15 protein-coding genes are annotated in these 12,246 nt (G+C 58.7%); 3 read left to right on the top strand and 12 right to left on the bottom strand.

The window, feature by feature from the left end:
• The first annotated feature begins 5 nt into the window (after positions 1-5).
• Both F475_RS24510 and F475_RS24515 read left to right on the top strand, forming a co-directional pair.
• On the top strand, positions 6-1,196 hold the full coding sequence (locus F475_RS24510; RefSeq protein ID WP_018929876.1) for an osmoprotectant NAGGN system M42 family peptidase: 1,191 nt from the start codon (positions 6-8) through the stop codon (positions 1,194-1,196).
• 65 nt (positions 1,197-1,261) lie between these two features.
• Positions 1,262-1,489, top strand: coding sequence for a YheU family protein (locus F475_RS24515; protein WP_003199186.1), 228 nt, complete (start codon positions 1,262-1,264; stop codon positions 1,487-1,489).
• A 5-nt stretch (positions 1,490-1,494) separates the two neighbouring features.
• Here F475_RS24515 and csrA read toward each other — a convergent pair whose 3' ends face one another.
• The 3 genes from csrA to F475_RS24530 all read right to left on the bottom strand — a co-directional run bounded on the left by csrA (position 1,495) and on the right by F475_RS24530 (position 3,047).
• On the bottom strand, positions 1,495-1,680 hold the full coding sequence (gene csrA / locus F475_RS24520; protein WP_064616631.1) for a carbon storage regulator CsrA: 186 nt from the start codon (positions 1,678-1,680) through the stop codon (positions 1,495-1,497).
• Between the two features lie 153 nt (positions 1,681-1,833).
• Entirely contained in the window at positions 1,834-2,166 is a 333-nt protein-coding gene (locus tag F475_RS24525; protein WP_111454907.1) for a YnfA family protein, read from the bottom strand.
• Between the two features lie 65 nt (positions 2,167-2,231).
• On the bottom strand, positions 2,232-3,047 hold the full coding sequence (locus F475_RS24530) for an SDR family oxidoreductase (RefSeq protein ID WP_018929879.1): 816 nt from the start codon (positions 3,045-3,047) through the stop codon (positions 2,232-2,234).
• Positions 3,048-3,335: 288 nt separating this feature from the next.
• On the opposite strand from F475_RS24530, the gene F475_RS24535 reads away from it, so the two are divergent.
• Entirely contained in the window at positions 3,336-3,494 is a 159-nt protein-coding gene (locus tag F475_RS24535; RefSeq protein WP_172901242.1) for a DUF3309 family protein, read from the top strand.
• 60 nt (positions 3,495-3,554) lie between these two features.
• Here the strand turns inward: F475_RS24535 and F475_RS24540 are convergent, their stop codons facing one another.
• The 9 genes from F475_RS24540 to F475_RS24580 all read right to left on the bottom strand — a co-directional run bounded on the left by F475_RS24540 (position 3,555) and on the right by F475_RS24580 (position 12,245).
• Positions 3,555-5,648 (bottom strand): LTA synthase family protein, encoded by a 2,094-nt coding sequence (locus F475_RS24540; RefSeq protein ID WP_018929880.1) that lies wholly within the window; start codon positions 5,646-5,648, stop codon positions 3,555-3,557.
• Positions 5,649-6,001: 353 nt separating this feature from the next.
• Positions 6,002-6,604: an START domain-containing protein gene (locus F475_RS24545; protein WP_018929881.1), complete on the bottom strand. Its 603-nt coding sequence runs from the start codon at positions 6,602-6,604 to the stop codon at positions 6,002-6,004.
• Between the two features lie 41 nt (positions 6,605-6,645).
• Positions 6,646-6,900, bottom strand: coding sequence for a YkgJ family cysteine cluster protein (locus F475_RS24550; RefSeq protein WP_007942053.1), 255 nt, complete (start codon positions 6,898-6,900; stop codon positions 6,646-6,648).
• A gap of 167 nt (positions 6,901-7,067) precedes the next feature.
• The gene (locus F475_RS24555; RefSeq protein WP_026286700.1) at positions 7,068-7,535 is read right to left on the bottom strand and encodes a hypothetical protein; all 468 of its coding nucleotides are present in this window, start codon (positions 7,533-7,535) and stop codon (positions 7,068-7,070) included.
• Between the two features lie 87 nt (positions 7,536-7,622).
• A complete protein-coding gene (locus F475_RS24560) occupies positions 7,623-9,062 on the bottom strand; it encodes a PLP-dependent aminotransferase family protein (RefSeq protein WP_018929883.1) in 1,440 nt (479 codons plus the stop codon).
• A gap of 202 nt (positions 9,063-9,264) precedes the next feature.
• Positions 9,265-10,077, bottom strand: coding sequence for an OmpA family protein (locus F475_RS24565; RefSeq protein ID WP_064616627.1), 813 nt, complete (start codon positions 10,075-10,077; stop codon positions 9,265-9,267).
• A complete protein-coding gene (locus F475_RS24570) occupies positions 10,074-10,430 on the bottom strand; it encodes a DUF4398 domain-containing protein (protein WP_064616625.1) in 357 nt (118 codons plus the stop codon). The genes F475_RS24565 and F475_RS24570 overlap by 4 nt, the downstream gene beginning before the upstream one ends.
• Before the next feature lie 9 nt (positions 10,431-10,439).
• The gene (locus tag F475_RS24575) at positions 10,440-11,288 is read right to left on the bottom strand and encodes an ABC transporter substrate-binding protein (RefSeq protein WP_111454908.1); all 849 of its coding nucleotides are present in this window, start codon (positions 11,286-11,288) and stop codon (positions 10,440-10,442) included.
• An 81-nt stretch (positions 11,289-11,369) separates the two neighbouring features.
• Positions 11,370-12,245, bottom strand: a complete 876-nt coding sequence (locus F475_RS24580) for an electron transfer flavoprotein subunit alpha/FixB family protein (RefSeq protein WP_256597241.1) — start codon at positions 12,243-12,245, stop codon at positions 11,370-11,372.
• Between the last annotated feature and the right edge of the window lies 1 nt (position 12,246).

Here is a 12,246-nt window from a genome sequence, read left to right on the forward strand (position 1 = left end):
TTTCCATGACCAGCAAAATTCCCGAACCGGATCTCGATTACCTGCAAAAAGTCCTGCTGGAAATGCTCGCCATTCCCAGCCCCACCGGGTTCACCGACACCATCGTGCGGTACGTGGCCGAGCGCCTCGAAGAGCTGGGCATTCCCTTTGAAATGACCCGTCGCGGCACCATCCGCGCGACTCTCAAGGGCAAGAAGAACAGTCCGGACCGAGCAGTCTCCGCTCACCTGGATACCATTGGCGCGGCGGTTCGCGCGATCAAGGACAACGGACGCCTGACCCTGGCGCCCGTCGGCTGCTGGTCCAGCCGTTTTGCCGAGGGCAGCCGCGTCAGCCTGTTCACCGACAACGGCGTGATCCGCGGCAGCGTGTTGCCGCTGATGGCTTCCGGGCACGCGTTCAACACCGCCGTGGATGAAATGCCGATCAGCTGGGATCACATCGAATTGCGCCTGGACGCCTATTGCGCCACCCGCGCCGATTGCGATTCGCTGGGGATCAGCGTCGGCGATTTCGTCGCCTTCGACCCGTTGCCGGAGTTCACCGAAAGCGGCCACATCAGCGCCCGTCACCTCGACGACAAGGCTGGCGTTGCCGCACTGCTGGCGGCACTGAAAGCGATTGTCGACAGCGGCGAAGAGTTGATGATCGACTGCCATCCGCTGTTCACCATCACCGAGGAAACCGGCAGTGGTGCGGCGGCTGCCCTGCCCTGGGATGTCAGCGAATTCGTCGGCATCGACATCGCGCCGGTCGCGCCCGGCCAGCACTCCAGCGAACACGCGGTGAGCGTGGCGATGCAGGATTCCGGCGGGCCTTATGACTATCATCTGTCGCGGCATCTGCTACGCTTGGCCGCTGACAACGAACTGCCGGCACGTCGGGACCTGTTCCGCTATTACTTCAGCGATGCTCACTCGGCCGTCACCGCCGGCCATGACATTCGCACCGCCCTGCTGGCCTTCGGTTGCGACGCCACTCACGGCTACGAACGTACCCACATCGACAGCCTTGCCGCTCTCAGCCGTTTGCTCGGCGCCTACATTCTCAGCCCGCCGGTATTCGCCAGCGATGCACAACCAGCCACGGGATCGCTGGAGCGGTTCAGTCACCAGATCGAGCACGAGACGCAGATGGAAAGCGATACCCGGGTACCGTCGGTGGATAGCCTGCTGGGACAGCGCACAGAAAGCTGAGGCGAACACTGGTGATGTGTTCATATCCGCCGTAGCATCGCGCCAATGTTTAACCGAGGTGCCTTATGCTGATCCCCCACGACCAACTTGAAGTCGACACCCTGACCCGCCTGATCGAGGATTTCGTGACCCGTGACGGCACGGACAACGGCGATGACACGCCGCTGGAAACCCGTGTGTTGCGTGTGCGTCAGGCATTGACCAAGGGCCAGGCGCTGATCGTCTTCGATCCGGAAAGCGAGCAATGCCAGTTGATGCTCAAGCACGACGTGCCCAAGCACCTGTTCGACTGAAGCCCTTAACGAGCCTTGGCTTTTGCCTGTTTGATCTGGATGCGCTCGTAGACTTCGGCGCGGTGTACGTTGACCTGCTGTGGCGCTTCAACACCGAAGCGCACACTGCTTCCGTTGACGGCGAGCACCCGCACGGAAATGTTGTCACCAATGGATATCAATTCGCCCACAACGCGACTGAGTACAAGCATGGCATTCATCCTTCAGGGTTACCGGTCCCTGAAGATGCCCTGCGCAGAGCGGGTCTTCAATGCAACGACCGCAAAACAGTCCCGCCCTACAATGCAGGCTGCATCACCCTGACGGACGTGTCTGACAAACCGCTTGAATGAAGGACCGATCCGTCAGGAAGCGGTAAGGCGCGGACCAAACAAAATGACAGTCGCCCCAAGTACACACAGCGCCACGCCGATCCAGTCCGAGCCCAATGGTCGAATCCGCTCGACCACCGCCAGCCAACCAACCGACGAGATGATGTAGATGCCGCCGTAGGCGGCATAGGCGCGACCGGCGTAGCTCGCTTCGACCCGGGTCAGCAGTAGCGCGAATAACGTCAGGCTGAGCAAGGCCGGGATGACCCACCACACGCTTTTACCCTGGCGCAGCCACATCCAGAAAGCGAAGCAGCCGGCGATTTCGAACAGCGCGGCGAGGAAAAACCACAGGTAATTGAGCATGCAGACGTCTCGTTGGGATGGCCGGTTGGCGGCCACCCTAACGACGGTGTTGCGCACAGGCAAGTTCAGCCTGCGTTTTGTTTGGCCTTGGCGCGCATTTTGTCGGCCATCACAGTCATTTCGTTGTAGAGCAATTGCGGGTCTTTCTGTTTGATCGCCCAGGCCATACGGCCCTGCTCGTGAGGCAGGATCAAGAATTCGCCGGCGGCGACCTGCTGATAGATGTAGTCGGCAATGTCAGCAGCGGTGATCGGTGAGCTTTCCAGCAATTTGCCGACCTGGGCTTTCATGGCCGGGGTCGGGCCACGGAAGGAGTCCAGTAGATTGGTCTGGAAGAACGACGGGCAAACTACATGCACGCTGACTTCCTCATGGGCCAGTTCAATCAGCAAACTTTCGGACAACGCCACCACACCTGCCTTGGCCACGTTGTAGTTGCTCATGGCCGGGCCTTGCATCAGCGCCGCCATCGAGGCGATGTTGATGATTTTGCCTTTGCTTTTCTCCAGCAGCGGCAGGAAGGCCTTGCAGCCCTTGACCACGCCCATCAGGTTGATCGCGATTTGCCAATCCCAGTCCTCCAGCGACAGTTCACTGAAGAACCCGCCCGAGGCCACACCGGCATTGTTGACGATGACATCGATACCGCCGAGTTTCTCTTCGCAGGCTTGGGCGAAGGCGGTCAACTGACTGTAGTCGCGCACATCGCAGCGCTGAATGAAGCCGTCACCGCCAGCTTCGCGCACCAACTTGAGGGTTTCCTGCAGGCCGGGCTCACTGACATCCGACAAGGCCAGCTGCCAGCCTTCACGCGCCCAGCGCAGCGCGATTTCGCGACCCAGGCCTGAGCCCGCGCCAGTGATCATCATGCGATTTTGCATAGCAAACAGCCTTGTTGTTCCGGGGAAGATGCACCGAGTGTAGCGAAGGATAATGCGCGACCCACGCTCCATCAGAGTGCTGAATGGCCAGCGATGAACCACGGCGCGGTGCGGTTGTTTCAACTTCGAAACAGAGCAAAAGAAATAAACATACTTTCCAAAAACATTAAAAAAACTTGGAATTTTTCTTCATAGCCATGAGTCGGATTTTTTAAGCAGCTAGGATTAATACAAGTCCAGCTGATGGCTAAAACGCCAGGTCAAACCCACAACGCTTCCAACAAGGAAATAGACATGGGCACAATTCTTATCGTTATTCTTATCCTGTTGCTGATAGGCGGCCTGCCGGTCTTCCCGCACTCCAGAAGTTGGGGTTATGGCCCGTCCGGTATCATCGGCGTGGTGTTGGTGGTGCTGTTAATCCTATTGCTGCTTGGCAAGATATAGAGATTCTACCGGCAAAAAAAAGAGGCCCTGCGAAGGGCCTCTTTTGTATTCCGGAAAAACTTAGTCCGGTTTGCCGTCAACCACACCGGCGGTGTTGTCCAACAGGCTCTTGGTAGCCGTCTGGATGAACGACTCGAGCTTCTGCTTGAGCGCCGCTTCGTCAGCCGATGCCGGGATCACTTCACCTTTCGGGTTAGCGCCCAGTTCGTATTGATACAACCTTGGCGGCATCTCTTTAGGCAGTACCAGCACGCGGTCCGCGGTGAGCAAGGCGACCGTCTGATCGCTGCCCGACGGCTTGATCATGCCGAAACCCTTGTCACCTTCCGGCAGGTTCAGCAAGTCACGCCCCCAGCATTGATGGACCACATCGCCACCCACGCGGCCCATGATGGTCGGCACGATGTCGATCTGGGTGCCCACAGTGTGGTCGACCTGACCGAATTTTTCCTGTATGCCCGGCCCGATCATCAGCATCGGCACGTTGAAGCGGCCCAGGTCCATTTCGGTGATCTGTTGTTCATTGCCAAAACCGTGGTCGCCGACGATCACGAACAGGGTTTCCTTGAAGTACGGTTCTTTGCGAGCCTTTTCAAAGAACTGACCCAATGCCCAGTCCGAGTAGCGCATGGCGGTCAAGTGTTCGTTGAGGCTGCCACGATCGGTCACGCGCTCCACCGGCAATGGTGTCGGCAAGGCGTATGGCGTGTGGTTGGACAGGGTTTGCAGCAAGGCATAGAACGGTTTCTTGTCCTTGCCGTCGCGGGCTTTCAACTCTTCCAGGCCACGGTTGAACATGTCCTGGTCAGACACGCCCCAGGTCGGGTCGGAGAACACCGGGTTGACGAAGTCATTGCGCCCGATGAAGTTGGTCATGCCCTGGTTGCTGAAGAAGCCCGACTGGTTGTCCCAGGCGAAGTCGCCGTTATAAACATACACATCGTCGTAGCCACGAGTGCTGAGCAACTGTGGCAGGCCGGACAGTTTGTGGCTGCCTTCCGGGGTCTGCATCAGGTATTCGAAACCTGGCAGGTTCGGGAAGCAGGCCATGGTGGCGAACATACCTTGGTGGGTATGGGTGCCGTTGGAGAAGAAACGGTCGAACAACAGACCTTCTTTCGACAGTTTGTCGAAGGAAGGCGTGATCTCGCCCGGACGTCCCAGAGCGCCCACCGAGTGACCGGCGAAGCTTTCCATCAGGATCACCACGACGTTCTTGATCGGCAGTGTCTTGTTGGCGTCGGGGGTGTAGTTGCGACGCACCGCGGCGGTCTCCGGGTTCACCAGTTTGTCGCTCGGAGTCAGCAGCATATCGCGCACGGTCTGCTGGGCCAGAGGTTGTTCCAGTGTGGCTTTCCAGATGTTGTCGCGCTCTTCGGACATCCGGCTCTTGGCCGCGGCGATCAGCGACAGCGTGCCGTTGAGGCCCAACTGGTTGGCGAAATTCGAGTCGGTGGTGTAGACGTCACCCCAACGCAGCGGCGGGCCCTGGCGCAGGGTGCCACGCGCCGCGACCACACAGACCATCAGGCAGACCACGAACACCACGCCGCGCGCATACCACGGAGCGACCTGGCGCGTGCCGATGCTGCCACCGCTGAACGGCCCGCGAGGACGTGTGGCGCGGTCGGCGCCCTTGAACGCGAGGGTCAGAATCAACGTGCCCACACCCCAGGCCAACAGGTAGCGAACTACCGGAAAACCGTACCAGAGCATGCTCATCACGGTTTTCGGGTCTTCTTTCACATACTGGAAGACCAGGCCGTTGAGGCGCTGGTGGAACTCGCGGTAAAAGTCCATCTCCATCAGGCCGAGGAACAGCGCGATACTCGAGGCAACAGTCAACCAGAGCCGGAAGAACCCGCGGGCCGCCATGGCCCGGGCGCTGAACAGGGCCAGCAGCAGCGGAACGCTGAGGTAAACCACCAGGCGCAAGTCGAAACGCAGGCCATTGGCGAACGCTTCCAGGAAGGTCGAAGCCGGTGTGTCGAGGATCATCGAGCGGTTGTAGACCAGCAGCGCGACGCGCAGCAGGCTGAACATGACCATCATGATCAGGGCGCACAACAGCGTGTAGGCCAGATGCGATTTGACGGTCGGTTGCAGCAGGCGACTAGTAGCTCGCTGCTGATTCAGGGCGTCCGGGTTTGCCATGTCGTTTTAGGACCCATTGGAAGTTGAAGTTACAAAAATACAGTGGCGCCTTGCCCTCTGTTGGCCATCCTCGGCCCCGGGGCGTGCGCGGTGCGCAAATGTTGCACGATCAACCGCGGCATTGCCATTGATTACTGCCCGACAGCCAAACTGCCGCTCATAGCGGTCAGGGACAAGCGGCGTGGGCGCAAAGTTGCGGGGTTGATTCGTTGAGGCGAATTGTCTTGGAGAGATTGTGAAAATTTCGTTCAACGCATATCCGGAAACAAAATAACTCCCCTCCCCTGGTAGAAATGAAACGCCCCGATTTGATCGGGGCGTTGTTGAACAGGCCGCATCAACTGGATACGCGGCTACTTCTCGGCGCGTTCTTTCAGGGCTTTGAGAGTATTGAACGGCGCATCGACCACGAACTTGTTGGCCAACCACGACGGCACGCTGCCGCCTGGATCAGTGTGAACCTGATAAGTCACTTCGACTTGATCGCCTTTAGGCACGAACTTCCAGAAACCCTTGACCTGGGCGACCCGTACAAAACCCTTTTCTTCCGGAAGGTACTTCGGCTGCCCTTCCAGCTCGCGGGTCAGGCTGCCATCAGCGCCGTCAACGGTAGTGACATGCAACACCGAATCGCGAGCAGTGACCGGCCAGGGTGTATTGAACTGAGTGTAGGTCCAGCTCTGGTTGCCTTCGTGCTTGAGCAGCTTCTGGACCTTGCACTCGTGAATCCAGGCGCAGGCTCCCGGAACATCTTCCTGCAGTGCACGCAGTTTGGCCATGGTGGTCTTCATGATCGTTACACCACGGTAAGCCTTGTATTGGGAACCGGCCACCTCACTCAAGGACACCTTGATGCCATCTTCGTCCTTGGCGGTTTTCCAGTCTTCGGCCTGGGCCGTGGAGGCCAGCAAAACCGTCAAACCACACAGCACAGCGATACGATGCAGCGAACCCATAGTCTTATTCCTTATTGTTGAAGTTCCGTTCGTTGAACACATCACGCGGCCGTCATTTGCTCCCACCAGCCCAGCAATTTGATCGCTTCGTCGCGGCTGCTTCCGCAAACCTCGACATCGGCCTCAAATGCCGAACACACCGCGGGGCGTTCCGGCTTGCCGAAAATGCTGCACAGGTTATCGGCAGACAGTTGTACGCATCGTTCTCCGGCGGCTTTGCCATTGGGCATGCCGGGAATCGGCGAACTGATGGAAGGGGCAATGCAACAGGCGCCACAGCCTTCACGGCATCTCATGACGACAAGCTCCTCGCGACGAGCAATGTGTTAAAGGGACGCGGCACAGAGTAACGGCTAAAACAGTTGTTTTAAATTACCCGGGCCCGGGTTTTTACGCTCAAACGAACGTGACTGACCAGTCTCCGACAAAGCGTCTGTTTCGCGGGTCACGAACAGGGGGAAATTTACTGCTTGAACTCGAATTCCAGTGCCGCGCCTTCAACGTCCCGGCGCTCTTCATTGCGCCGTTGCAGCTGCATTTCGTTGCTGATCAGGCGACCGTTCAGCTGAAACGGACTGCTTTTGCCACCGAACATTTGCGGCAACACCGCATCGTGTCGAGGCAACGGTACCGTGCCGACCGGTTTCAATTCATCGACCTTATCCTTGGGCAAGCTCAAGTCGAGATTGGCGGGAGGGAGGTTGGTTTTCAACACTTCGCTGGCTGGTTTTGACTTGGAAGCAATGGGAGAACGCTTTTTGACCGGGGCAGCCTTTTTTTTGACCGGAGCGGTTTTTATAGCCGTCGCCGGTTTTTTCGCGGTTGCGGCGGCTGTCGGTTTTTCCTGAACGGAAGCCGCCATGACACCTTCCGCATGACAAGTCATCAACAGGCAGATCAATAACCAGGCAGAAGGAAAAATCGGCTTCATGGACCCAACGACGCGAACGGCAGAAGGTTATATGCTCGCCTGTTGGAGGCGACAAGACAAGCGGGCAGTTCATAACTGCCCCGCAAGTCAAAAACCGCTCGTTGTCTCCTGACACAATTGCGTCGCCAGCAGCCCCAGTGTCATCAATGCACGCTCGGCCTCGCGGTTCCAGGGGATGCCGCAGTTCAGGCGAATGCAGTGATTGAATTGCTCGGTGTTACTGAAAATAAGCCCCGGCGCAATGCTGATGCCCTGCTGCAGCGCACGCACATGCAACTCTTGCGTATTGACCCGCCCCGGCAAACTGACCCACAGAATGAAACCGCCGGTAGGCCGGGTCATCTGTGTGCCTTCCGGGAAGTATTGCTGCACTGCCAGTTGGAAAGCGCTGAGGTTCTTGCGGTACTCCTGACGGATGTAACGCAAATGCCGGTCGTACCCGCCGTTCTCCAGATAGGCGGCAATGCCCATTTGCGTGACACTGCAGGCCGAATGCGTGCTGAACGTCTGCAAGCGCTGAATTTCCTGCTGGTACTTGCCGGCAATCATCCAGCCGATCCGCACGCCGGGCGACAGGGTTTTGGAGAAGCTGGAGCAATAAATCACCCGATCCAGCCGGTCATAGGCCTTGAGCGATTTGGTGCGCCCCTGCTCGAACATCAGCTCGCCATAAATATCGTCTTCAACGATCTGGATATCGAAATCCGAGGCCAGGCGCAGCAGTTGTTTCTGCCGCTCTTCGGGCATGGTGCCGCCCAAGGGATTGCTCAGGCGCGTGGTCAGCACCAGTGCCTTGATCGACCACTGGTTGGCCGCCAATTGCAAGGCTTCGAGGCTCATGCCGGTGGCCGGATCGCTGGGGATCTCGATGACTTTCAGCCCCAGCAGGTCGGCCAGTTGCAGCAAACCGTAATAGGTCGGCGACTCGGCGGCGATCAGATCGCCCGGCCGGGTCAATACGCGCAGAGACATCTGCAATGCATCGACGCAGCCGTGGGTGATTACCACTTCCGACGGATCAACCACCACGCCGGCATCGCGCATGCGGATCGCCACTTGCCGACGCAACGGCTCGAAACCAGGGCTGAACATATAGCTGAACGCGCGCGGACTATGGAAACGGGTGACTTTGGCCAGTTGCTGATGCAGTGCCCGCACCGGCAGATAATCGACACTCGGTACAGCCGCGCCCAACGGGAAGACCCCCTCACGGCGGGATTCGACCAGGACTTGCTGAATGATGCTGCTGCGGGTGACCAGGCCTGGGCGCTCGACCCGGGCGATGTCCGGAGTCGGTGCCGTCAGGGCAGGTGTCTGGTGCACGTAGTAACCGGATTGCGGCCGGGCACGGATCAGCCCTTGATCTTCAAGGTTGGCGTAGGCCTGCAACACCGTCGCATGGCTGACGTTGAGTTGCGAGCTCATCTTGCGTACTGAAGGCACGCGCTCTCCCGGCTGATAGACGCCGCGGCGGATGTCTTCGGCCAGTTGCTGAGCAATACGTTGATAGAGCAAGAGATTGGTCATGACGCAGCACTCGATTTCACGGGCATTTTATTCTTGTGTGAAACAATACCGGAACAGTTTAGAAGTGTACTGGGACAGTTACTACAATAGTCGACCATACAGTGCGGTGTCAGCAAAAGCTGTACTGTTTTACGACGCATTTGACGGGCGCAAAAAAACCCGGCGCTGCTGAGCAGGCCGGGTTTTTCCAGTGACGCAGCCCTTAACGGGCCGCGCCGAGCTGGCCTTTTTCGTCGGAGAACACAATTTCCACCCGACGGTTCTGCGCACGACCGCGCTCGGAAGCGTTGGCGTCCACCGGGTACTCATCGCCGTACCCTTCAACCTGGATGCGTTTGTCGTCGATGCCCAGGTCCGTTAATACATCAGCCACCGATTGCGCCCGGTCGCGGGACAGCTTGAGGTTTTCCTGTTTACCGCCAGTGCTGTCGGTATAACCCTCGATCCGCACCACACGCTTAGGGTTGAGCTGCAAGAACTGGACGATTTTCAACACCACGCGGTTCGCCGAGCTCTTCAGCTCCGCTTCACCGGTATCGAACAGCACATCACCCAGGGTCATCACCAGACCACGGTCAGTCTGGGTGGTCGCCAACGCCACGATCTGCTCTTCGAGCCACTTGCCCTGTTGCTGCACGCTAAGCAACTTGGACTCACGCAGCGCCAATTGCAGGCGCTGACGCTCGAGTTCGAGCTTCGCTGCGCGCTCTTCGTTGAGCACTTGATTGGTATGTTCCCGGGCGATTTCGCTGTAGCGCTGGCTCAGGTAGGCGTAATGCGCCACGTCCGAACCGCTGCCCCAGTAGCTGGACAGTCGATCGGCGCGGGCCAGGGACTCGCCGGCACGGATCACGTCCTTGGGCGCGATACGCAACACGTTGGAGTCTTCCTTGACCTTCTGGAAGTCGGCACCGGCCTGCTGCAACGCCACTTCGCTGTGTTGACCGGCGCAGCCATAAAGGCTTGCGCAGCCGGCCAGGATCAAGCCGCCGAGTGCTTTGGTCTTCAGGTTCATTGAGCATCTCCCAGTTGCTTGCGCAGGCGGGCGATGCGGGTATTGAGCACGTTCAACTGCGCCTCACTCTTGAGGGTCAGAACCCGGGCTTCGGCCAGGCGCGCGTCCAGCTCGGCCTGCTCGGCCCGCATGCGCGCATTCTTGAAGGACTGGTCGGCCATGTTGCCCTTGGCACGGTTGAACTTGTCCTGGGCCAGTTTCAGCTCCGGCACTTCCTCGGCGGTAGCGCCCACGGCCTTGGCTTGTTCGAGGGCCTGTTCGGTCAGGCGTATTTGTTCATTCGGCGCCGGATCGGCTGCACAACCCGCCAGAGCCAGAACGGCCAGGGCAGCGAAAAGAGGTCGAATACTCACTAAAAATCCCTACTGTTTTGGGGTACTGACAGGTTGTGGCTGCGGCTGTGAGCCTTGCGCTTTCCAACGCTCGATATTGCGCAGCAACGCAGCTTCCGTCAGTCCGGAGGCGGGCAATTCTGTCATCTTTTTGGCCAGCTGTCCGCGCAACCAAGGATCGTTACAGGCGGAGTTATGGGAAACCGCGAGGTACAGGCCGGGTTTGTCGATGGGTTGTGAGTGGGCCATCAAGTCATTGGCCATCCCCAGCGTTTGCACCATGGCCATGCCCGAGTAGCGACCGGCGAGGACAAACTCCACCTCGCCCAGCAGCAATTTCTGAAAGGCCTGAGTCAGATTGGGTGTGCGCAAGAGGGTCAATTGCTGCTCGGCGAAAGTGCCGAATGAAGGGCTCACTCGAGCCTTTTCCGACAACGCGCCGGGATGACCGTGGAGGTCCTGCGCTTCGTTGTAAACCAATAACGAGTCGTTGCGAGTCCAGACCAGATAATCGTTTTCCAGCATCGCAGGATGGATGTAATCCAGATTTTCCAGTTCAGTGACCATCAACGGCGCATCGGCCAGCATGTCCATCCGCCCGCTGCGCACTTCATCCAGGGCCTGGGAGCGTTTGCCGGCATAGAGCAGCTCAACCTTGATGCCCAACTCCCCCGCCACTTGTTGCAACAAATCAGCGCTGGCGCCAATCAGGTGCTTAGGGTTTTGCGGGTCTTGCCACAGGTACGGCGGTGCGTCGGGGCTGCCGGTTACGATCAAGCGTTCGCATTTGCCCGCAGCGCTGGACAGCCCCGGTATCAGCGCCAGACTTAAACACAGTCCTGGCAAAAAAGAGCAGCCAAACCAGTGGCGCAGATCCATGGCAACACTCTCCCCACTCAAATCCGGAACAAAAAAAAGCCCGACCAAAAGGCCGGGCTCTTTATAAGTCAAGCCGCCGGATTAGACCAGCTTCTCGAACTCAGGGATGGCTTCGAACAGGTCTGCCACCAGGCCGTAATCGGCCACCTGGAAGATCGGCGCTTCTTCGTCCTTGTTGATCGCCACGATCACTTTGGAGTCTTTCATGCCGGCCAGGTGCTGGATCGCGCCGGAGATCCCGACGGCGATGTACAGCTGTGGCGCAACGATCTTGCCGGTCTGACCGACCTGCATGTCGTTGGGTACGAAACCTGCGTCAACCGCAGCGCGCGAAGCACCGACGGCAGCGCCCAGCTTGTCGGCCAGGGCGTACAGGTGTTTGAAGTTGTCGCCGTTCTGCATGCCACGACCACCGGAAACGACGATCTTGGCAGCGGTCAGTTCCGGACGATCGGACTTGGCCAGTTCTTCGTTGACGAAGCTGGAAGTGCCGGCGTTGTGAACAGCGGCAACAGCTTCAACGGCGGCCGAACCACCTTCAGCCGCCACCGGGTCGAAACCGGTCGCCCGCACGGTGATCACTTTCACTGCAGCATTCGATTGCACAGTAGCGATGGCGTTACCGGCGTAGATCGGGCGCTTGAAGGTATCGGCGCTTTCTACCGAGATGATCTCGGATATCTGGTCAACGTCCAGCTGAGCGGCGACGCGCGGCAGGATGTTTTTGCCGTTGGAAGTGGCGGCAGCCAGGATGTGGCTGTAGCCCTTGCCCAACTCGGCTACCAGTGGAGCAACGTTTTCCGGCAGCTGATGCGCGTAAGCAGCATTGTCAGCGTTCAGGACTTTGCTCACGCCAGCGATTTTCGCAGCGGCTTCAACCACGGCGCCAGCGCCCTGGCCTGCAACCAGAACGTGGATGTCGCCACCGATCTTGGCGGCAGCAGCAACGGTGTTCAGC

Origin of the sequence: Pseudomonas sp. URMO17WK12:I6 (genome assembly GCF_003253625.1) — a bacterium.
GTDB lineage: Bacteria > Pseudomonadota > Gammaproteobacteria > Pseudomonadales > Pseudomonadaceae > Aquipseudomonas.

Bases quoted from the DNA above. Each gene is read 5' to 3' on its own strand.
- F475_RS24560 (WP_018929883.1), bottom strand. From the start codon at position 9,062: ATGACCAATCTCTTGCTCTATCAACGTATTGCTCAGCAACTGGCCGAA.
- F475_RS24530 (WP_018929879.1), bottom strand. From the start codon at position 3,047: ATGCAAAATCGCATGATGATCACTGGCGCGGGCTCAGGCCTGGGTCGC.
- F475_RS24540 (WP_018929880.1), bottom strand. From the start codon at position 5,648: ATGGCAAACCCGGACGCCCTGAATCAGCAGCGAGCTACTAGTCGCCTG.
- F475_RS24555 (WP_026286700.1), bottom strand. From the start codon at position 7,535: ATGAAGCCGATTTTTCCTTCTGCCTGGTTATTGATCTGCCTGTTGATG.
- F475_RS24545 (WP_018929881.1), bottom strand. From the start codon at position 6,604: ATGGGTTCGCTGCATCGTATCGCTGTGCTGTGTGGTTTGACGGTTTTG.
- csrA (WP_064616631.1), bottom strand. From the start codon at position 1,680: ATGCTTGTACTCAGTCGCGTTGTGGGCGAATTGATATCCATTGGTGAC.
- F475_RS24575 (WP_111454908.1), bottom strand. From the start codon at position 11,288: ATGGATCTGCGCCACTGGTTTGGCTGCTCTTTTTTGCCAGGACTGTGT.
- F475_RS24525 (WP_111454907.1), bottom strand. From the start codon at position 2,166: ATGCTCAATTACCTGTGGTTTTTCCTCGCCGCGCTGTTCGAAATCGCC.
- F475_RS24565 (WP_064616627.1), bottom strand. From the start codon at position 10,077: ATGAACCTGAAGACCAAAGCACTCGGCGGCTTGATCCTGGCCGGCTGC.
- F475_RS24515 (WP_003199186.1), top strand. From the start codon at position 1,262: ATGCTGATCCCCCACGACCAACTTGAAGTCGACACCCTGACCCGCCTG.
- F475_RS24510 (WP_018929876.1), top strand. From the start codon at position 6: ATGACCAGCAAAATTCCCGAACCGGATCTCGATTACCTGCAAAAAGTC.
- F475_RS24550 (WP_007942053.1), bottom strand. From the start codon at position 6,900: ATGAGATGCCGTGAAGGCTGTGGCGCCTGTTGCATTGCCCCTTCCATC.